Genomic DNA, 21,885 nt, shown 5'->3' with positions numbered 1-21,885 from the left:
CAATTTACCTCTTGCAAAAGTGCTTTTAATCAAATTGTGGAACAGGCTTTCCGGCTTGTTCCACGAGCAACATTTTTTATTATGGAAGGAGCCGGAGAACCCGTCCTAGTTATTTTTGCAAGAGGTCTAATCACTACACTACCAAAAAGTAATTCACATTATAATCAGTTTGTCCGATCGCGAATTACGAATTAAGCGATCGCACTCCTCCATCTTGTTTGAGATCGAATAGAGTGCGCGCGTAAGACTGGATGAGCTAGTAGACAAAAACAGCTTTCAACATTCCTTCACCTCGCTCTGGTTTCAGTTCAAATCCTATTTTTTCACAGAGGCTCTGCATCTTGTAGTTGCTAGTGAGAATGTAGCCGACGATCGCATTTAATTTCTCTTCGCGACCAATTTGCAGCAGCAGCCTCAATAATTCTGTTCCCAAACCCCGCTCCTGATAGCTATCGCGGACGATCAGGGCAAATTCGGCTTCGTTTTTGCCGTGCAGATTGCTGAGACGTGCTACTCCCAAAATCTGGTGTTCTGAGGTTTCGGGGTCTTTGCGATCGGCTACTAACAGCATTTCTCGATCGTAGTCAATAAAACAACTCCGGGTCAAACGTTCGTGAGCGATGCGGTGCTTTAAATTTACCATATGAGCGTAGCGCAAATACACGCTCTCTTCGGAAAGCTCTTGATGAAACAGCACCATCAGCGGCTCATCTTCCGGGCGAATCGGACGGATGGTAATGGAACTATCTGTTGACCATTGTTGAACGTATTGCACCGGATAGGGGCGAATCGCAGGTGAAATGGTGTTTTCTGTGGTCTGGAGCACAACGCGGGCATCGAGGGCGATCGCACCTTCTGGAGAAACCAGCAGCGGATTAATATCTATCTCGGCAATCTGAGGTTCCTCGACAATCAGTTGACTGAAACGAACTAATAACTGTTCGAGTTTTTCTAGGTCAATTGCCGATCGCCCGCGCACTCCTTGCAAAGCTTTGTAGATGCGCGTTTGCTCCATCATCCGCCGCGCTAGGGTGGTATTTAAAGGTGGCAGTGCTAGCGATCGATCCTGAAAGACTTCCACTAATTGTCCGCCGGAACCAAACAGCATAACTGGCCCAAATTGGGGGTCGATACTGCTACCCAAAATTAGTTCGTAGCCTTCCAAACGCACCATCGGCTGCACAGTGACACCGAGAAACGCAGCAGGATCGATCGCCCGTACCCGCTGGGCGATCGCCTCAAAGGCACTAATTACAGCCTTAGCATCGCCTAAGTTTAGTTGTACGCCCCCCACATCGGTTTTGTGAGTAATCGTCTCAGAATGGAGTTTTAGCACCACAGGATAACCGAGACGATCGGCAATTTCCACAGCTTCGCGATCGCTGGTGGCTATGGATGTGGCGATGGTGGGAATCCCATAAGCAGAGAGTAACTGCTTTGATTCGTACTCTGTTAACAGAGGGCGATCGTTGGTGCGTGCAGAAGTCAAAATCTTAGCGATCGTCGGTCGATCGGGACTCCAGAGATCCGAATCAGCCGCCAGAGAAGGCGTTTCGTAGATAGCGCGCAGGTTGTAGCTGTACCGCCACATATAATTGAATAACCTGACGGCCGTATCGGGATAGGGGAAAGTCGGAATTTTGGCCTGATTGAGAATTTCCGTTGCTGCTAAAACTTCTGCACCGCCCATCCAGCTTGTTAATAAGGGCTTTCCGAGTTTGCTGTAGGACTTTAATTCTTCTGCGGTTTTGGTGGGATTTGTCATCGCTTGGGGTGTGAGGATGACCAACAATCCGTCACTATTGGGATCGGAAGCGACAACTTCTATAGTTTTGGCGTAGCGATCGCTACTAGCATCGCCCAAAATATCGATCGGGTTTTGATGGCTCCACTGAGGCGGCAAAAACCCATCAAGCTGCTGCAGCGTCTCCGGTGCCAGCTCTGCCAGGGCACCGCCGCCGCTAATTAAGGCATCAGTGGCGATCGCCCCTGGGCCTCCTGCATTGGTGACGATCGATAGGCGGTTGCCCTGCGGTCGCGGTTGCTTGGCCAGAATTTCTGCCATGTCGAACAAATCGGAAATCGTATGTACCCGCAAGGCGCCACAGCGGCGGAAAGCAGCGTTGAGCACGTCATCGCTGCCGGTCAAAGCTCCCGTATGGGAAGCGGCGGCGGCGGCGGCGGCGGCGGTACGTCCCACCTTGAGAATGATGATCGGTTTGTCGATCGCCACTGGGCGGGCGGCGGACAGGAACGATCGAGCATCACCCATCGATTCCATGTATAAAACAATACTTTTGGTGTGGGGGTCGTCCCCAAAATACTCGATCAGATCGCCCCAACCGACATCGAGCATAGAGCCGATCGACACAAAAGTGCTAAAACCGACATTTTCTCCCAAACTCCAATCGAGAATCGAAGTACAGAGGGCGCCACTTTGACTGATGAAGGCTACATTACCCGGACGGGCGATCGTACCTGCAAAAGTAGCATTGAGCCCGAGAACAGGATTCATCACGCCGAGACAATTGGGGCCGATAATCCGCATTCCGCCCAGACGCGCTGCAGCCATAATTTCCTGTTCTAGCGCAACGCCTGCCGGGCCAATTTCTTTAAAACCAGCAGAAACAATCACTGCCCCTTTCACCCCAGCAGCGATACATTCGCGGATTGCTTGCGGTACAACAGTCGCAGGCGTAGCAATCACCGCCAAATCCACTACTTCCGGGACGCTAGCAATGTCAGGATAAGACTTGAGCCCCAGGACGCTGTGGCGCTGGGGATTCACCGGAAAAACTGTTCCGCCAAAGGGATTGCTAATCAAATTCCACAGGAGAGTGCGTCCGACACTTCCTTCTCTCTCTGTTGCGCCGATAACAGCCACGGAGCGAGGATGAAAAATGCGATCGAGTTCGTGACGCTGTTCTTTCCAAATATCGTGAGCCGGATCGCTCGCAGTGCTGTGATTCATTGAATTTATCTGCATAATACCCTAGTTCAATTGATCGGCCATTAATGTTGCTTTGCTGTCGGTAGAAGCAATAAACCAGAAAGCAGAACCAAGAAACAAGAACCAAGAAGGCTTTAAGCTATTCTGCATTTAAATTGTATATTTCGATAATCGAGCGAAAATCGTCAAATTCACTCTCCTTTTTATCCGAAGAGCAACTTGTCCTAAGAGCGCGGTCGAAGGAAGCCTTTATAGCTTCCTTTTTCTCCTCTGGTGCTCGATCGCCATACACAATCTAAATGCTCTCACAGCTCAGTCATCTAGGAGAGCAGTAATAATACTGACGGAACCAGCCGAACCAGCGTTATTTGAAGTTTAATCAAGTGAATTTACTGAACAATTACCGCATCAAATCCGAACTATTTTGCGGCTAGTTCCGCTAGTTCGGCTGGTTCTCGATCTCGCTCCAGTCGCTGTTTGGACATCTTACTTACGTAATTGTCACATTTTAAATAGGATCTCCGGGTGCGTTAGTTTTAAGGTTGGTACCAAAAATTTGTTTTTTTTTCACTAACGCACCCTACTGATGGTGTCACTTGCCAAATTCCTGTTACAACAAAATCTGATTGCACGTTTCCGACCAAGCAGCCATTAAACAACATTGTTGTTGTCAAAGTGTTAGCTCATAATCCAATTTTATCATAATCTCATCAAAAACTCCAGAGGAGTTTCTGGATACTATCTATTTTAATTTTTCCAGAAAATCGCAGAGTAAACTTTTGTCACAAAGGGCAAAAAAGCTATTAAAAATTTGCAAATTTAAGATATGCTAGATTTAGCGGTCAAAGAATAAAAAAAGATCGCTAACAAAAAATTGAGGCGAAAGAAAGCTATGTTTGTAGAATGGCAGGGCTTTACAGAAGGCAGTTGGACAAAAGAAGTCAACGTTAGAGACTTCATTCAAAAGAATTACACCCCCTACGAAGGGAATGCAGAATTTCTCGCAGCACCAACCGAAAAAACCCAGCAGCTTTGGCAAAAAGTTCTGGAACTAATGAAGCAAGAGCGCGAAAAAGGTGTGTTGGATGTTGATACAAAATTACCCACATCGATCGTAGCTCATGCAGCAGGATACATCGATCGCGAGTTAGAACAAATAGTAGGTTTGCAAACCGATCGACCTTTGAAACGCGCGATTATGCCCTTCGGCGGAATTCGCGTGGTCAAGGCAGGTTTAGAAGCTTACGGTTATCAACTCGATACACAAACAGAAGAAATATTTACGAAATATCGCAAAACACACAACGATGGTGTCTTCGATGTTTACACCCGCTCCATGCGTCTGGCGAGACGTTCTGGTATCATCACAGGTTTGCCCGATGCCTACGGACGCGGGCGGATCATCGGTGACTATCGGCGCGTTGCTTTGTACGGTGTCGATCGCCTAATTGATGATAAGAAACACCAGCAAGAATCCCTCGAACTAGCAGCGATGGACGAGGGAACAATTCGTTTGCGCGAAGAGTTATCCGAGCAAATTCGCGCCTTGTTTGAGTTGAAAGAAATGGCTGCTAACTACGGCTTTGATATTGGCAAGCCGGCGGCCAATGCACGAGAAGCTGTCCAGTGGCTGTATTTTGGCTACTTGGGAGCAGTGAAAGAACAAAACGGGGCGGCGATGTCCCTCGGCCGTGTATCCACGTTTCTAGACATTTATTTCGAGCGCGATTTGCAAAGTGGCACCAGTTCCGAACAGGAATTGCAAGAACTAATCGACCATTTTGTAATGAAACTCCGCATGGTGCGGTTTTTGCGAACTCCCGACTACAACCAACTGTTCTCTGGCGATCCAACTTGGGTAACAGAGGCGATTGGCGGTATGAGCAAGGACGGGAGAACATTGGTAACTCGCAACAGTTTCCGATTCCTGCATACTCTCTTAAATCTCGGTACTGCGCCAGAACCTAACCTTACCGTTTTGTGGTCGGAAAACTTGCCGGAAAGCTTCAAGGAATTTTGTGCAAAAATATCCAGCGATACCAGTTCGATTCAGTACGAAAACGACGATTTAATGCGTCCTGACTACGGCGACGATTATGCGATCGCCTGTTGCGTCTCCGCGATGCGAATTGGTAAGCAAATGCAGTTTTTTGGAGCGCGAGTTAACTTAGCTAAGACTTTGCTCTATGCAATCAACGGCGGTATAGATGAGAAATCTGGCGACCAAATTGCGCCGCAATTTCCACCAATTACTTCCGAATATCTCGATTATGACGAGGTGAAAGCGCGGTTCCATGACATGATGGCGTGGTTGGCAAAAACCTATATCAATACGCTGAATGTCATTCACTATATGCACGACAAATACTGCTATGAGCGCCTAGAAATGGCCTTGCACGATCGCGATGTTTATCGGACAATGGCCTGTGGAATTGCCGGATTGTCTGTGGTGGCGGATTCACTTTCGGCGATTAAATACGCTAAAGTTAAGGTGATTCGCAACGAGCAAGGTTTAGCAGTGGATTACTCGACGGAAGGCGAATATCCAAAATACGGCAATAATGACGATCGCGCAGACAGTCTAGCCATCGAACTCGTGCAAAGCTTCATGAACGAAATTCGCCAGCACAAAACCTACCGCGGCGCTGTAGCGACTCAATCGGTACTCACGATTACCTCTAACGTAGTGTACGGCAAAAAAACTGGTAGCACTCCCGACGGACGTAAAGCAGGCGAACCCTTTGCTCCCGGTGCTAACCCGATGCACGGGCGAGATTCCTGTGGAGCGATCGCATCCTTATCTTCTGTCGCCAAACTGCCTTACAGCGATTGTCAAGATGGCATATCGAATACTTTTTCGATTCTACCAGCAGCCTTGGGCAGAATGGAAGGCGATCGGACTAATAACCTAGTTGGTCTGTTAGACGGTTACTTCCACGATGGCGGCCATCACATTAATGTTAACGCGCTCGATCGGCAAACATTACTAGATGCGATGGAACATCCCGAAAAATATCCGCAGCTAACAATTCGCGTCTCCGGTTATGCGGTTAATTTCATCAAACTTACCCGCGAACAGCAATTAGATGTGATTAAACGCACCTTCCACGAACGGGTATAGCTTCGACTTCGCTCAGCCACCAACCTAAACGGTGTCTGAGCAAAGCCCAAACTCAAACTTCGACTTCGCTCAGTTAACAATTTAACCGCTGGCTGAGCGGAGTTGAAACCAAGCAAAATTCAAAACCAAATCAATGTCTGGAATTGGTCGCATTCATTCAATCGAAACTTTTGGTACCGTCGATGGCCCCGGAATCCGGTTTATCGTCTTCACCCAAGGCTGTCCCTTACGCTGTCTTTACTGTCACAATCCCGACTGTCGCAATTCCCACGATGGTAAAGAAGTAACCGTCGATTATTTAATCGATCAAATTACCAAATGTAAATCCTACCTGCGGAAAGGAGGCGTTACAGTCAGCGGCGGCGAACCCTTGATGCAGCCAGATTTTGTCAGAGAAATCTTTAGCCGCTGTCATCAAATGGGGTTGCATACAGCCCTAGACACATCAGGATTCTGTGTTTTAGAACTTGCTAAACCGGTTCTGGAAATGACCGATCTGGTTTTGTTGGACATCAAATCCTACATTCCCGAAGTGTATTACAAAGTCACCAACGTTTCCATCGAGCCTACTTTAGCAATGGCCAAATATCTCAGCGAAATTGGCAAACCGACTTGGATTCGATTCGTTTTAGTTCCTCACCTCACAGATGCCATCGAAAACATAGAAAAACTAGCGGATTTTATTGCCAATCTGACTAATGTGGAAAAAGTAGAAGTATTACCATTTCATAAAATGGGAGAATACAAATGGGAACAATTAAAACTGGATTACCAACTCAAAGATACACCTCCAGCTTCACCGGAACTCGTCCAACAAACTGTTGATATTTTTAGCAGTCGCGGCATTTATGCGATCGGAGCTAGCGGTATATAATTATTGAATAAGGAAGAAGTCATTAGTCATTAGTCATTAGTCATTAGTCATGTTTTGCTGTCGCCTCCGAGCTTTCCGTCCAACGTCATCAGGAACAAGGAACAAGGAATAAGGAACAAGGCCCTTCGGCTTCGCTCAGGGTGAAAAGAAGGAACAAGGAAGAAGGAATAGTCTTGGACGCACGGGTGGTCAGAAACTGGTTTTTTTTATGAAAATCCTTCGCTGGAACCCGCAGATTAAGTAAAAAAACAGGTTTCTTTGGTCTTGATGCGTTCAAGAGTGAGGAAAAAGGAAGAAGTCAAAAACACTAATAGCAGGAAAAAAACCATGAAAGTTACGAATTTAGATGAATTAGAAGTGCTAATTCAAAAAGTGAAAGCAGCCCAAGCTGAATTTGCTACCTACACTCAAGAACAAGTCGATCGCATATTCAAGCAAGCAGCTTTAGCCGCTAATGCCGCCCGCATTCCCTTAGCCAAAGCAGCAGTTAAAGAATCGGGAATGGGAGTCATCGAGGATAAGGCAATCAAAAATCATTTTGCCTCGGAAATGATTTACAACAAATATAAAAACGACAAGACTTGCGGTATCATCGAGTCCGATCGCCATTTTGGCTACGAACGCATTGCCGAACCCGTGGGACTGCTGGCGGGAATCGTCCCTGTAACTAACCCGACTTCCACCACCATCTTTAAGTCTTTAATCGTGCTCAAGACGAGAAATGGCATTATATTTTCTCCCCATCCCCGCGCCAAATCCTGCACCGCTGCGGCGGCAAAAATCATCCTCGATGCTGCTGTAGCTGCTGGAGCACCACCGGATATTATTGGCTGGATTGACGAGCCAACTGTGCCACTTTCCCAAGCTTTGATGCAGCACCACGATATCAAACTAATTTTGGCAACTGGCGGGCCGGGAATGGTAAAAGCGGCCTACTCTTCAGGACATCCTTCTCTCGGTGTGGGCGCGGGAAATACTCCGGCCATCATCGATGAAACCGCCCACATCCAAATGGCTGTTAGCTCAATTTTGCTCAGCAAAACTTTCGACAACGGCACGATTTGTGCTTCGGAACAATCGGTAGTTGTTGTGGATGAAGTGTACGATGCGGTGCAACTAGAATTTATCAAGCGGGGTGCTTATTTCCTCAATGCACAAGAACGGGAAAAAGTGCGGCAGGTAATCTTAATTGATGGTCGATTGAATGCTGAAATTGTCGGACAATCGGTGCAAAAAGTGGCGGAAATTGCTGGTTTTTCAGTGCCGTCAAACATCAGGGTTTTGATTGGAGAAGTGGAGGCGATAGGTAAAGAAGAACCCTTTGCTTGTGAAAAACTTTCGCCGATTCTCGCAATGTACCGCGCCAAGGATTTTACTGAAGCAGTAGACAAAGCTGAAGCGCTGATAATTTTTGGCGGACACGGCCATACTTCTGTACTCTACACTGCTCCGCAAAATCAGAAGCACATTCGTTATTTTGAAAGCAAACTAGAGACTTCGCGGGTGCTGATTAATACGCCTTCTTCTCAAGGTGCGATCGGCGATTTGTACAATTTCCGCCTCGATCCCTCCCTTACTCTCGGTTGCGGTAGCTGGGGCGATAATTCGATTTCTGTCAACGTGACACCCCATCACTTGCTGAATATCAAAACTGTAGCAGAACGGCGCGAAAATATGCTCTGGTTCCGCATTCCTCCCAAGATTTATTTTAAGTCTGGCTGCATTCCTGTAGCTTTGAGGGATCTTGCAGGTAAGAAACGTGCTTTGATTGTGACGGATAAACCTTTGTTTGAATTGGGATTGATTAAGGAAGTCACAGATAGTTTGGAAGAAATCGGCATCGCTCATTATACATTTTATGATGTGGAACCCGATCCTTCCCTTGCTACTGTTCGCAAAGGTTTAGAAATTTGCAATAGTTTCCATCCCGATGTAATTATTGCTTTTGGTGGTGGCTCGCCGATGGATGCTGCTAAGGTAATGTGGCTGATGTACGAGCATCCAGAAATTGAGTTTGAAGGATTGGCGATGCGGTTTATGGATATTCGCAAGCGGGTATACGAACTGCCTCCTTTGGGTTCAAAGGCACTTATGGTGGCAATTCCAACTACTTCGGGAACGGGTTCGGAAGTTACGCCTTTTGCGGTTGTTACCGATGAGAAATCGGGGATTAAGTATCCGCTGGCTGATTATGCTCTGACTCCGAGTATGGCGATTGTCGATCCAGAAATTACGCTGAATATGCCCCGGAAACTGACTGCTTATGGTGGCGTTGATGCGCTGACTCACGCTTTAGAAGCTTATGTTTCTGTGTTGGCTTCTGAGTATACAAATGGTTTGGCTTTAGAAGCGATTCGTTTGCTGTTTAAATACCTGCCCAGCGCTTACAAAAATGGTGCTAACGATCCGAAAGCGCGGGAGAAAGTACATTATGCTGCTACGATCGCCGGGATGGCATTTGCGAACGCTTTTCTGGGGGTTTGTCACTCAATGGCTCACCAATTAGGTGCAACTTGTCACGTCCCTCACGGTTTAGCGAACGCGCTGATGATTTCCCATGTAATTCGCTACAATGCAACGGATGTTCCGTTCAAACAAGCGATTTTTTCTCAGAATAAGTATCCTAACAGCAAGTGGCGTTATGCGCGAATTGCGGATTATCTGAATTTGGGCGGGGAGACACTAGATGAGAAAGTTGAGAACTTGATCGCAGCGGTGGAAGATTTGAAGCGTCAGGTAGATATTCCTAGCACGATTCAGGAGGCGATCGCCAGTCAGGGAATGAGTGATGATTTCTTTTTTGCTCGCGTTGAGGAAATGGCCGATCGCGCTTTTGACGATCAATGCACCGGAGCAAACCCCCGCTATCCGCTGATTGAAGATTTAAAGCAACTTCTGTTGCAAGCATACTCTGACACCAACACTTCTGGGGTCGATCGAGAGTTAACTGTAATTGGATAAGCTGTACTGCATCTAACGATCGATCGGAAACCGGGTTTTTCAACCAAAATCGTGGGTAGAAACCCTCAATTTCCTGAAAACCCGGTTTCTTTGTCCTCAAATCTCAAATCAAAAAATCGCCCTCGAAAATCGCCAAAGTCGATCTATTTGCAATGGGCGGTTTTAAAGTTCAGAAATTGTGATATAGTTGAAGAGGTAACTATTGTACGAATTTTGTAGTTTCAGTGGCTGTTCGCGCGATGACCTCTTCACCAACCATAGCACCCGTTCGATCAAGTCAAGTTACCCGCAAGCCTTATCCTAACTATCGGGTAATAGTCCTCAACGACGATTTCAATACATTTCAGCACGTAGTGGAATGTTTGACGAAATACATTCCAGGGATGACGAGCGATCGAGCTTGGGATCTCGCCAACCAAATTCACAACGAAGGCCAAGCCACCGTCTGGGTTGGCCCGCAAGAACAAGCAGAACTTTATCATATGCAATTGAGCCGTGCTGGACTGACAATGGCTCCGCTAGAGTCTACTTAAAAGTCTGTAGAAGCCCGAAAGTTCGACTTTTTGTGGCTAATTAATCTTCAAGCAATACGATATCCGCTGAAGCTAAACTCGATCGGCATAAATATTCGATCTGTTAACTGCCGATTTCCAGCGGATAGACACAGATAGACGCACATAATTCAATAAAACTCTTGCAAAAATCCAAAGTACCCCACCCCAACCCTCCCCTCCCGCGGGGAGGGAGCAAGATTATTCTTGTTGCTCCCCGCGGGAGGGGGGACTTGCGGGGGGTGAATTTGACTTTTGTAAGAGGTCTAATGCAGTCTGAGATTGAATTCTCTGCTAGTCTCAACTATGGGATAGGAGGATTAAGAGGCGATCGCAATTTTGCCAACCATCCCCGCCTCAGTATGTCCCGCTACGGTACAGCGAAGGTTGTAACTTCCCGATTTCACCGGCACAAACAACCATTCTGCCACAGCCCCTGATTTAAGTTCCAGTTCGTGAATAGCTCCTTTAACTTCTACATTACCAGCTTCAACTTTTTGAGTCCAACTCGCATCTGCAAAATTTTTGGAAGTGAAATAATGTTTCTGCGGACTGGGATTTTTCAGCACTAATTTATAGCGCTTACCAGATTCAAATTCTAGCTGATTGGGGAAAAATTTGAGTTCTCCAGCTTCGTTACCCAAGCTAACATTAATTTCGGTGATAGGTTGGCGAGACAAATCGCCAGCATTGGCAATTGTCGCAGGTATTAAGATTGCACCCAAACATAACATGAGTCCCAAAATTCTTTTGAGAGTTGGTGGTAATTGTTGGTTGCGGTAGAATTTTTCTAATTGTAAACCGAGTATTTTTATCATGGCTGTTTTACTAATGTTAACTGACTGCTGACTGCTGACGTTGGACGGAAAGATCGGGGGGACAGCACCAATGCCCAATGCCCTGTTTGGCCAATGCCCAATGACTAATGCCCACTGACTAATGACTAGCCTTCGACTTCGCGAGCGGCTAAAATGACTAATGACTAATGACCACTGACTAATGACTACTGACTACTAACTTAATTCGATCGCCAAACTTCATCCCAAGGCCCGCCGCCAACTTCCAAACCAGATAAAGAACTTTGAGCCTCTAAAATAATTTTATAACGCTGCTTGCCATTGCGATCGACATTTCCCCCCAACAACTCTCGCAGTTGCAACCGCAAATCACCGTGCGTCGTATCCCGGCAGCAAAAAGCCATGCCTTTTTCAGTAGGAGTTCGCACATAAGTACCCTGAGAACTTGCAGTACCAGTTAACTCAACTTCAAACTGGCTGTTTCTCGCCTGCATTTTCCAGCTTCCCCAAGGTTCAATATTCCAAGTAACTTGAGAATTCCAAGGCACAAATTCGTAAAATTTGCCTCGGTAATGCAGACAAATCATTGCCACCGATTCCATCCACCACAGCACGCCCCGCTTGCCGCCGCCAGCAGTGACAGCCAAATCGCTTTCACCTTGAAAACAATTGCAATTAATCCAAAACCACTTTTGCGGAAAAGCACCGCCCCAGTTTTTTTCGCTGTAAGCGGGAGCATCTGTAAATTCGTAGCGTTGGCCGTTCCAATCTATCCAGCCCGTGGCTAAACCGTGAGCCATTAAAATTTGCCATCCAGGCTCAAATACAGGTAAAAAAGATAACATTCCCGCTGTAGATTTCTGGAGTTCCTGAGAGTTTCCCCAGCCGTAAACTGGTTTGATTTCGTACTGCCAAAAACAGTGACTGCTGCTTCCCGGATCGTGCAGATAACCTTGATTCAACGTAGCAGTAGCTTGATAGCCTTCTTGGACGTGGCTGTCGAACATTTGCGGCTCTAAATATTCGGGTTTCATTTGTAAATCTGTCTTGCCCCAATGCCCGAAACCCAAGCTTTCTCGGTGCGCCCAAAACTTTTCTACATCGGGGAAGGTGCGGCACAAATAGCTATCTTTGGGGCCGAGAATTTGGGCAGCACCGCCGCTGTATGGTTGACCGCCTCTGGGGTCTTCGATGGAATACATAAAGGCAAAGGATTGTCCGTGAATTGGTAATGTTATTCGGTAGTACCAGCCTTCAAAAAAGCGCCGGGAACTGCCGTCCCAGTGGTAGCCGCTGTGGGGAGTTTCAATAGTTTTGAGTTTTGAGAGTGCATTTGACATAAAATTACCTATAGCAGAAAGAAGAGTCATTAGTCAGCAGTCATTAGTCATTCGTTATTAGTCATTAGTCACCAGTCATTAGTCATTAGTCAGTTGGTAGGGGCGGTGGCCCGTGCGGGTACTCTTAGTTGTCAGTAGTTAGTTGTCAGTTGTCAGTAGTTAGTTGTCAGTTGTCAGTTATCATTTCCTATTCCTAGTGACTAAGGACTAAGGACTAAGGACTGATGACTGATGACTAAGTTGTCGCGCATTTGACATAGAATTTAAATGCCGCAACAGCTTACTGACTGAGGACTGATGACTGATGACTAATGACTAATGACTAATGACTACTGACTAATGACTAATGACTGATGACTACTAACTAATATGATAGGTTATTAATTATGACTTTAGCACTTTGGCGATCGCCCTTAGCGCGAGCTCTCCACCGCAACCGCAGTCTGGCTTTTGCTCGCTACTTGCAATTAGCAACCGTTCGCGCCACTGGTCGTCCGGCTAACCGCACTGTGGTGTTTCGAGGCTTTTTAGGAGATACTAATCAGTTGAAGTTTATTACTGATATTCGCAGTCAGAAGGCGGAGGAAATTGACCTCTATCCTTGGGGGGAGATTTGCTGGTATTTCCCTAAAACTCGGGAACAATTTCGGATTGCTGGACAACTGATTTTGGTGCGGCAAGACGATGCAGATTCCGAGTTGTTGACAGCGCGCCGCACAGCTTGGCAGGAGCTTTCTGAGGCTGCTCGAGATCAATTTGCTTGGCCTGCACCGGGGGAAGATAAGGCGGATGCTGGTGCTTTTGATTCTGCTTCCCCAGATGCTCGCGAGCCGCTGCCGAATTTTTGTTTGCTGTTGTTGGAACCGGAAACGGTGGATTTTTTGGAGTTGCGGGGAGAACCGCAGAACAGATCGCTTTACGGGCACGATGGGGATGGAAATTGGTTTGTGCGATCGGTCAATCCGTGAAAAAGAAGTTATTAGTCAGTAGTCCTTAGTCAGTAGTCATTAGTCAGTAGTTCTCAGTCATTAGTCATTAGTAACCAATTCCCAATTCCCAATTCCAATTCCCAATTCCAATTACCAATTCCCAATTCCCAATGACTAATAACTAATAACTAATGACTGCTGACTAATGACTACTGACTAATGACTAATTAAATTTTTAGATGCCGGTGCCGTCGAAAAATTCTTGAATTGCTTTATCTTTTAACTGACAAGCGGCGGCAACTTCGGTTTTTTCAGCTAGGGCTACATTGCTGGTTTTGTTTGAAGTTTGAAATGCTGAATGGGAATTGGGAACAGAAGTTAAGGAGAGAGATTCTTGAGGAATCAAACTTTTTACTTGCTGTTCGAGGGATTCGATGCGATCGAGCAAAGAGCGAATTACTACAGCTTCGGAATCTGGCAAACTGCCGTGTTCTAGGGGATTGACGCGCACTCCCGATCGATATACGATGCGGCCGGGAATCCCTACCACGGTGCAGTCTGAGGGTACATCGCGCAGGACTACGGAACCTGCGCCGATGCGAACGTTGTTGCCAATTAGCAGGTTTCCTAGTACCTTGGCCCCGGCACCGACAACTACGTTTTCGCCGACGGTAGGGTGACGCTTGCCGCTTTCTTTGCCTGTGCCTCCTAGGGTGACACCTTGATAAATTAGGGCAAAATCGCCGATTATTGCTGTTTCGCCGATGACAACCCCCATACCGTGGTCGATGAAGACGCTTTTGCCGATCGTTGCACCGGGGTGAATTTCTATTCCTGTCAAAAACCGAGCAATGTGAGAAATCAAGCGGGGGATTAGGGGAAGTCCCAGTAAATAAAGCCAGTGTGCGAGGCGGTGCAGCACTAGGGCCTGAAGACCTGGGTAACAAAATAATACTTCCAGCCAGTTGCGAGCGGCTGGGTCGCGGTCGAAAATTATACTGAAGTCAGCTTTAAGGGTATGAAGCACTTTCGGAGTTCCCAATTTTGGTTAAACACGCCACTTTCAATTTTACAATTTTACTCGATCGGGGAAGTTAGATCGTGTTCGGTCGATTGTTACAACACCAACGGTTCGTAGCCCGGACTTAAGTCCGCGCTAGGAACCAATCTAATCGAACGGACATGATATTAGCGATCGGGCGATCGGGCGATCGGGAGAAAAATTTTAGGATGTAGAATATTTTAGCGTGTCCATCCCACAGCGTGGCTGCGTTCTATTCCTGTAGTGAGATTGTATAGTTAGACTTGACTCCGGCTTCGAGAGTACCGACCCAAATTCTGTAAGATCCTGCTTGCCAGTCTGAATCAACTATGCTGGCATCTTTATTTTGACCTGTATCGTCTCCGCAGCGCAGGCTGTTACCGGGGCCTTGTACGACTAAGGTTGTGTCCTTCCCTCCGCTGTTGACTTGGATTGCGAGTTTGGAAAAGTTTTGCTGCAAGACTATGATGTGGTCGGGAGTAGGAGTGGCAAAACCCAAACATTTGTTTTTGTGGCGATCGGTGTTGGCAATGGCAGAGAGAGAGTACGATCCGCCTGTGGAACCTCTCAACATTGCTGTTGGGGAGTCAAAACCTCGCGATAAATTTAAAGTGCCGAAGTTGGCTGTTTCTGCTAAAACTGGTAGGGCGGCGATCGCGCCGATCGCAGCTAAGAGCGCACTGTTTTTGAAATGGACTGGCCGATCGAACCACATGGCAATACTCCTGTGTCACAACTTAAAATTACAACTCAGAATTTACTCGTCTGAGTCCCCAGAATCGGAACTTCCAGAGGAAGAACAATTTTTGTTTAATTGAGTGAAAAACCTTCTGGCTGTTGTTCGTGATTACTATCATCGGAACCGTGACACGTGCGATCGCCCTCGATGGTGCCACTCCGAGTTCTGCCACACGCGATCGGCTCACATCCGAAATTATACGCTCTCAAGATGCTCGATATGATAATTCTGGCTTTGCTGTTGACGATCGGTTCCCTCTTGACATGGGTTTTAATAATGTTACCTGTCGATATATTCGGCTGGCTGCACTTCCCTAATTGGCTGAGCCTGATCTTAATTGTGCTGGCTATTTCTTGGTGCTTGGACGATTAGTCAGCAGTCAGCAGTCAGCAGTCAGCAGTCAGCAGTCAGCAGTCATTAGTCAGCAGTCAGCAGTCATTAGTCATTAGTCAGCAGTCATTAGTCATTAGTCAGCAGTCAGCAGTCATTAGTCAGCAGTCAGCAGTCATTAGTCATTAGTCAGCAGTCATTAGTCATTAGTCAGCAGTCAGCAGTCAGCAGTCATTAGTCATTAGTCAGCAGTCAGCAGTCAGCAGTCAGCAGTAGTTAACGGTTAACAGTCAACAGTCAACAGTTAACAATGCCCTGTTTAGCCTGTTTGGCCAATTCCCAAGAACTAAGAACTAAGAACTAAGAACTAAGAACTAATGACTGAGAACTAAGACGATCGCCTAGGTCTGATGCTGTATACTGCACAATTGACAATCAAGAATCTAAAATCTAGGATTTGACATCTACTTATAGAATGATGCAACGACAAATTTCTTCGCTCTCTGGATTTCGCTCTTGTGACAAAACTCTGGGGGAAACTCCTAAGAAACAGTCGCGTCCGATGCACCGGGCGATCGTATTAATGCTGCTGGCAACCGCTTTGCTGAGCCTGCACGCTAGTCGGCTAGTGGAATTGCAACTGGTACAAGGGAAGCAAAACCGGGAACGAGCCGAAAACAATCGCGTTCGCCTAGTGCCAATGCCGGCAAATCGCGGACATATTGTCGATCGCAAAGGCAAACTGCTAGCGGGAAACAATTTAGCTCGATCGGTCTATTTGTGGCCGAAAGAACAAACGCCGGAACAGTGGAAAGTAACAGCAGAAAAGTTAAGTCCGCTGGTTAAAATCCCGGCCAAAGAAATTTTACAAAAAATAAAAGAGGTCGATCCTCTATCCTACAGACCGGTGCGGATCAAGCAAGCGATGCCGCCAGAAATTTTTGTGCCGCTAGCAGAACAGGTAGGACAAATACGCGGAGTGGAAGTGCGGCCAGAAGCGAACCGTTACTATCCCGAAGGCAGTTTGGCGGCTCACGTTCTCGGATATATTGGCGAAGCTACCGCAGTAGATTTGAAAGCTCACCCGGAATATCCGATGGGGATGATTGTCGGTCAGATGGGCATAGAAGCGAGTTCTAACAAGCAAATTGCGGGAGTTTGGGGCGATCGGCTGATCGAAGTAAATGCCCAAAATCAAGAATTGCGGCTGATGGGAGAAACACCCCCAAAACCGGGCGAGGCGGTGCAGCTAACCATCGACTTGCCCATGCAAAAAGCAGCGGAAACAGCCCTGGGAAACCGCCGGGGAGCAGTCGTCGCCGTGGATGTCAAAACCGGCGCGGTATTAGTTCTCGCCAGCCACCCGACTTTTGACCCCAATCTGTTTACGCGAAAAATCAGTAAGGATGACTGGGCAACTCTTCAAGACCAGGAAGATCCATTTTTGAATCGGGCGATGCAGGGCTACCCCCCTGGCAGCACTTTTAAAATTGTGACTTCTGTCGCCGGTATCGAGTCAGGCAAGTTTTCGCCAGACTCTATTTTGGGTACTTCGTCTTACATTACGGTGGGAGGAATTGATTTTAACGAACACAGCGGCGGTTACGGCTACATCGGCTTTCGGGACGCTTTGGCTTTCAGCAGCAATACGTTTTTTTACCAAGTGGGGATGAGTACCGGGCCCGAGGAAATTTCTAAGTGGGGACACCGCTTGGGAATTGGCAAAGATACGGATTTGAATCTTTTGGGACTTGGCGGCGGCAGTCACGGTCAAATCCCGACGCCGGAGGAGAAGGAGAAAATCTATAAAGAACCCTGGTATGAGGGCGATACGGTAACGATGTCGATCGGTCAGGGGTTGGTGTTGGTGACGCCTTTGGAGGCGGCGGTAATGGTGAGTTCGATCGCTAACGGCGGCTATCGAGTCAAGCCCCATCTTTTGACATCTATGACTGGCACTCCAGAGACTCAACGGGTAAGTACGGGGATGAAACCTTCGACAGTTCAGGTGGTTAAGGAAGGACTGATCGCGGTGGTTTCCGAGGGTACGGGACAGGGACTCAATGACGGTTCGATTCCGCTGACGGCGGGCAAAACTGGGACTTCGGAGGTCATCGGACAGAAGGATCACTCGCTATATGTGGCATTCGGGCCTGCTGACAAGCCAGAAATTGCGATCGCCGTGATTGTGGAAAATGCCGGTTTTGGTGCTGTTGCTGCGGCCCCGATCGCCAAAGATGTATTTCAAGCTTATTTTGGGAAACCGAAAACACCACCCAATCCTCAGTAATCATTGGTCATTGGGCATTGGTCATTGGTCATTGGGCATAGGGCATAGGGCATAGGGCATGGGGCATGGGGCATGGGGCATTAGTTGACAAGTAGAGTAAGGTGTACTCACGACCTGAGAAACCGGGTTTCTTTTCAATATTTATGGTTTCTGTTACGAAAACTCGTAGAAACCCGGTTTCTGACTCACGCCCGCCCACCTGAGAAACCGGGTTTCTTTTCAATATTTATCGTCACTCAACCCAAAACTCGTATAAATCCGGTTTCTGACTCACGCCCGCCCACCTGAGAAACCGGGTTTCTTTTCAATATTTATCATCACTCAACCCAAAACTCGTAGAAACCCGGTTTCTGACTCACGCCCGCCCACCTGAGAAACCGGGTTTCTTTCAATATTTATCGTCACTCAACCCCAAACTCGTAGAAACCCGGTTTCTGACTCACGCCCGCCCACCTGAGAAACCGGGTTTCTTTCAATATTTATCGTCACTCAACCCCAAACTCGTAGAAACCCGGTTTCTTACCGTGATAGGCGCGTCCGTTACTAATCACTAGCCTTCCACTTCACTCAGGCTAAAATGACTACCAACCAACAACCAATAACGAATAACCAATAACCAATAACCAACAACCAATAACCAATAACCAATAACCAATAACCAATAACGAATAACCAACAACCAATAACCAACAACCAATAACCAATAACCAATAACGAATAACTAATTCAGCCGCATAAATATGGTGGCTTTGCGAATTCCTGCGACTTCTCCGGTACTGGTAACAGTGATCGATCGCAAATGGTCAAATAACGGTCTCGCCGAAAGTTCAATTAACCTCAACAGCGGGATTTGTTTTTCCCAAATTGATCTGATCGAAGGCCAGTCTAAATAAAAATAGCCGTCGTTAGCTGGTGGTAGCGCTTCGATGCTGATTTGAAAGTCTTGATTGGCCACCAAAGAACCTGTTTCGGCTGCTTTTAGTGCTGCGTCCATTGCTTCTACTGAAGTGGTAAAAATTTCGTATTTACCGACAGTGGCTCGCACTCCTTTTGCCTCAGTTACGATCGCACTTTGCCTATTATTTCCCTTACCATGATTCGAGCTAGTTGTCAACTGCGTCCAAGCGGTAATTTTCTGGTTTCTGAGAGTGAAGCTGCCGATGCTGTATTCTTTGCTACGGGCAATTTCATCGAGTTTGTCGATCGCCTGAAGGGCATCGGCAGATGTTTCGGTGACAAAAACCCAATCCGCACTGTTTGAGGAACTCGGAACCACTGCTAAAGCGTATTCTCCTTGTACCCAGTTGAATATATCCTGCGGCAAATTAACGCTCCAACTTTGCTGAATATCTGCGATCGCGCGATCGACTAATTTAGATACTTCTGCATTGGCTGACACCATCGATGACAAATCAGCCCAAAAATTCCTTAAATCGGTGCTGGCGACGGCAAAAGGACTGGCTGAGGGAATATATTGCAAGGCCAGCACCGGTTCGGAGAGTGTGGGAGAAGCCGTGTTTTCTCGCGATGTCACTAAAGCAGTTTGAGCCAGCAATCCCCGTCGGTTGACTCCGACAGCAACTGCTAGGGAATTAGGGGAAACTGGGAGATTTTGCTCGGTTGCTGGCTCCGGCAGATTGACAAACGCTAAAGCTATTCTACCTTGATTTAACTGTTGGAAAGCTTTTTGATAGTTAGGACTGTTACTGAGATTTAGGTTCGCTGCTTCCAAGTTGTTAATTGCATCTCGAAGTATATTCGGACTGTGGGAAAATAAAACAAAATTTAGGTTGTTTCCAGAAGCCGAACGGCCGCGGATTGCCGCCGTCGCGAAACTTGATGGTAAAGTTGAATTCGGCAGATAAAGCGGGTTAAAAGGCAAAATTGGAGCGGGTTTTGGCTTGGCTGTCGGTAATTTTTTGTAATTTAGTTGGACACCTTTATATAGTTCCGACTGCACTGTTTTATCCGCACGAGATTGTTTTTGCCAGTAGGATTTAAGAAATTGTTGGCTGCGATCGGCATTTTGGGAAGAAACAGCCAGCAAAAACCCGGTTTGTTCGCCCTTGCGGCGATCGCGATCGTCGAAATCGGGATTTGTGAGGGCGAGGGTAATTTCGTCACCGATCCAAGGTTGGATATCGCGACTGTAATCCAAGTCAGTATTGGCGAGGAGGCTTTTTTTGATTTGCTCGAATTCTGCGTGTGCGAGGCTTCTTTCTGTGGGAGTGGCAAAAACTTGTCGCAATGCTTCGAGGCGATCGGGATTTACCAGCATTGAAACCAACAAAGGTACTTCTTTCGAGACAAACACAGCCGCAGCCGGAGTAGTTGTCGGCCCGCCCGCGAGCAAATTTAGGGGAGTTTGAGTTGACAGCCAGTAAAAACCGCCTGCACCCAAGCCTAAGAGTGCTAAAACACCAGCAATGAGGAAAGAAAAGAACGATCGCAGCTTCATAACAACAAGGACTAATTACCACAGTCTACTATTAACTAGAGTAGCGCATCACCGTAGCGGTCGGCAGATACTTTTTATGCGGTTCGCAAAAAAAAAGGATAAACTAAAATACACTAAAGCTCTAAAACCCAAGTAAAATGCTAACAATATCAACGCCCCCCGAACAGCGAGTTTTACTGCCAAATATCAGTTGGAAGTTATATGAAAGCCTGCTAGCGGAACTAGGCAACAAACGTTCCACCAGAATTGCTTATCATCAAGGTCAATTAGAAATTATGGTACCACTACCGGAACATGAAAATCGCAACAGGCTGATCGATCGGTTAATTGTAACTCTCATAGAAGAACTAAATCTGGAGTACAACCCCTTTGGTTCGATGACTATTAAAAAACGCAAAAAAGCAGCGGGAAAAGAACCAGATTCATGCTATTATATTCAGAACGAAGCACTGGTCAGAGGCAGAACCGAATTAGACTTTGCGCGAGATCCTGCGCCCGATTTAGCACTGGAAATTGATATTACCAGCAGTTCCTTAAATCAATTCGATTTATATGCAGATTTAGGCGTACCCGAAATTTGGCGGTATGACGGACGAAGCGTCAAGTTTTATCAATTGCAAAATGGCGAATATGCCGAGTGCAATTTTTCCAGGGCTTTCCCGATGCTACCGACTGCAAAAGTTGACGAATTTATCGATCGCACTCAAACAGCAGGCGCAACCGCAGCAGTGCGAGAATTCCGAGAATGGGTAAAAAATCTGTAATTGTGCAGTCTACCACGGCAAACCTCGCGCATCGGAAAAATCAGCATCAAGAACCGCCCCCGCATCGAATATAGCACCAGTCAAATCAGCCTTTCTAAACGACGTTACCGACAATTGTTCTATCTGTTCAACAGCAATAAAAAAGCCGATCGCAGTTAACCCCAAAATCACCCCAGAAACCAAAAACAAACCAATTCCCCTCAAAGTATCCCCGCCCCAAAATGTCACAATACCGCTAGCCCCGATCGCAGCAGCAGCCCCAGCCACAGCCCCAGCCACAATTCCCGCCTCGCCACGAGTCGCAGCAATCGCCGTCGCAGCCGTCCCCGCCACCGCCACAGCCCCCGCATCCGCCCCGCCAATCATTCCCATCACAGCCCCCGCCGCCGTCACTGTCACCGCAGTTACACCAGCCCTAGCAATCAACTTTTGTACCCGCAGGCGGCTTTGTCCGGTTCTGACACCCTGAAAATTTGCCCCCCTCAAAATCGCTCCGGTGAAATTGCAGCCTCGAATGTCGCTACCGCTGAAGTTCGCCCCAGACAAGTCAAGCCCTTTAAATGAACGGTTGCGTAAGTTTTGGTTGGCAAAATTGAGATTTTCAGTCATAAGTGAAGAGGTACGAACCGCGAAGACGCGAAGGACACGAAGGAAGAGGGAAGAGGGAATCTTCGACTAGGGTTTGAGGAATTAAGAACATCTTAACCGTTGGGTGCGGTTGTAATAGCAGAAAACAAGA

15 protein-coding genes are annotated in these 21,885 nt (G+C 47.1%); 8 read left to right on the top strand and 7 right to left on the bottom strand.

Going from position 1 to position 21,885, the window contains the following annotated elements:
• Positions 1–256 precede the first annotated feature (256 nt).
• Positions 257–2,971, bottom strand: a complete 2,715-nt coding sequence (locus tag QUA97_RS03600; protein ID WP_333193095.1) for a bifunctional acetate--CoA ligase family protein/GNAT family N-acetyltransferase — start codon at positions 2,969–2,971, stop codon at positions 257–259.
• 871 nt (positions 2,972–3,842) lie between these two features.
• Here QUA97_RS03600 and pflB point away from each other — a divergent pair.
• The 4 genes from pflB to clpS all read left to right on the top strand — a co-directional run bounded on the left by pflB (position 3,843) and on the right by clpS (position 10,439).
• Positions 3,843–6,071, top strand: coding sequence for a formate C-acetyltransferase (pflB, locus tag QUA97_RS03595; RefSeq protein WP_333193093.1), 2,229 nt, complete (start codon positions 3,843–3,845; stop codon positions 6,069–6,071).
• 133 nt (positions 6,072–6,204) lie between these two features.
• Positions 6,205–6,945, top strand: coding sequence for a pyruvate formate-lyase-activating protein (pflA, locus tag QUA97_RS03590; RefSeq protein ID WP_333193090.1), 741 nt, complete (start codon positions 6,205–6,207; stop codon positions 6,943–6,945).
• Between the two features lie 327 nt (positions 6,946–7,272).
• Positions 7,273–9,906: a bifunctional acetaldehyde-CoA/alcohol dehydrogenase gene (adhE, locus tag QUA97_RS03585; RefSeq protein WP_442922476.1), complete on the top strand. Its 2,634-nt coding sequence runs from the start codon at positions 7,273–7,275 to the stop codon at positions 9,904–9,906.
• 239 nt (positions 9,907–10,145) lie between these two features.
• Complete coding sequence (clpS, locus tag QUA97_RS03580; RefSeq protein WP_194008643.1) at positions 10,146–10,439, top strand: ATP-dependent Clp protease adapter ClpS; 294 nt, start codon at positions 10,146–10,148, stop codon at positions 10,437–10,439.
• A 338-nt stretch (positions 10,440–10,777) separates the two neighbouring features.
• On the opposite strand, the gene QUA97_RS03575 is transcribed toward clpS, so the two are convergent.
• Positions 10,778–11,275, bottom strand: coding sequence for a plastocyanin/azurin family copper-binding protein (locus tag QUA97_RS03575; protein WP_333193086.1), 498 nt, complete (start codon positions 11,273–11,275; stop codon positions 10,778–10,780).
• 200 nt (positions 11,276–11,475) lie between these two features.
• The gene (locus QUA97_RS03570) at positions 11,476–12,594 is read right to left on the bottom strand and encodes a tocopherol cyclase family protein (RefSeq protein WP_194071060.1); all 1,119 of its coding nucleotides are present in this window, start codon (positions 12,592–12,594) and stop codon (positions 11,476–11,478) included.
• A gap of 386 nt (positions 12,595–12,980) precedes the next feature.
• On the opposite strand from QUA97_RS03570, the gene QUA97_RS03565 reads away from it, so the two are divergent.
• Positions 12,981–13,562, top strand: coding sequence for an Npun_F5749 family FMN-dependent PPOX-type flavoprotein (locus tag QUA97_RS03565; RefSeq protein WP_194071061.1), 582 nt, complete (start codon positions 12,981–12,983; stop codon positions 13,560–13,562).
• A gap of 196 nt (positions 13,563–13,758) precedes the next feature.
• On the opposite strand, the gene cysE is transcribed toward QUA97_RS03565, so the two are convergent.
• Both cysE and QUA97_RS03555 read right to left on the bottom strand, forming a co-directional pair.
• Positions 13,759–14,550, bottom strand: coding sequence for a serine O-acetyltransferase (gene cysE / locus QUA97_RS03560; protein ID WP_194071062.1), 792 nt, complete (start codon positions 14,548–14,550; stop codon positions 13,759–13,761).
• A 247-nt stretch (positions 14,551–14,797) separates the two neighbouring features.
• Positions 14,798–15,280, bottom strand: coding sequence for a hypothetical protein (locus tag QUA97_RS03555; RefSeq protein WP_194071063.1), 483 nt, complete (start codon positions 15,278–15,280; stop codon positions 14,798–14,800).
• Positions 15,281–15,408: 128 nt separating this feature from the next.
• Between QUA97_RS03555 and QUA97_RS03550 the strand changes: the two genes are divergently transcribed.
• The gene (locus QUA97_RS03550) at positions 15,409–15,621 is read left to right on the top strand and encodes a hypothetical protein (RefSeq protein WP_333193082.1); all 213 of its coding nucleotides are present in this window, start codon (positions 15,409–15,411) and stop codon (positions 15,619–15,621) included.
• Between the two features lie 488 nt (positions 15,622–16,109).
• Positions 16,110–17,924, top strand: a complete 1,815-nt coding sequence (gene mrdA / locus QUA97_RS03545) for a penicillin-binding protein 2 (protein WP_194071065.1) — start codon at positions 16,110–16,112, stop codon at positions 17,922–17,924.
• Positions 17,925–18,645: 721 nt separating this feature from the next.
• On the opposite strand, the gene QUA97_RS03540 is transcribed toward mrdA, so the two are convergent.
• The gene (locus tag QUA97_RS03540) at positions 18,646–20,382 is read right to left on the bottom strand and encodes a DUF3352 domain-containing protein (RefSeq protein WP_194071066.1); all 1,737 of its coding nucleotides are present in this window, start codon (positions 20,380–20,382) and stop codon (positions 18,646–18,648) included.
• A gap of 137 nt (positions 20,383–20,519) precedes the next feature.
• On the opposite strand from QUA97_RS03540, the gene QUA97_RS03535 reads away from it, so the two are divergent.
• Positions 20,520–21,146, top strand: coding sequence for a Uma2 family endonuclease (locus tag QUA97_RS03535; RefSeq protein WP_194071067.1), 627 nt, complete (start codon positions 20,520–20,522; stop codon positions 21,144–21,146).
• Positions 21,147–21,155: 9 nt separating this feature from the next.
• Here the strand turns inward: QUA97_RS03535 and QUA97_RS03530 are convergent, their stop codons facing one another.
• Positions 21,156–21,755: a pentapeptide repeat-containing protein gene (locus QUA97_RS03530; protein WP_333118850.1), complete on the bottom strand. Its 600-nt coding sequence runs from the start codon at positions 21,753–21,755 to the stop codon at positions 21,156–21,158.
• Positions 21,756–21,885 lie beyond the last annotated feature (130 nt).

The organism is Microcoleus sp. CZ3-B2 (genome assembly GCF_036705055.1).
In the GTDB taxonomy this organism is placed as follows: domain Bacteria; phylum Cyanobacteriota; class Cyanobacteriia; order Cyanobacteriales; family Microcoleaceae; genus Microcoleus.
The sequence above is the reverse complement of the archived record's forward strand: the minus strand, read 5'-3'. Positions and strand labels throughout refer to the sequence as shown.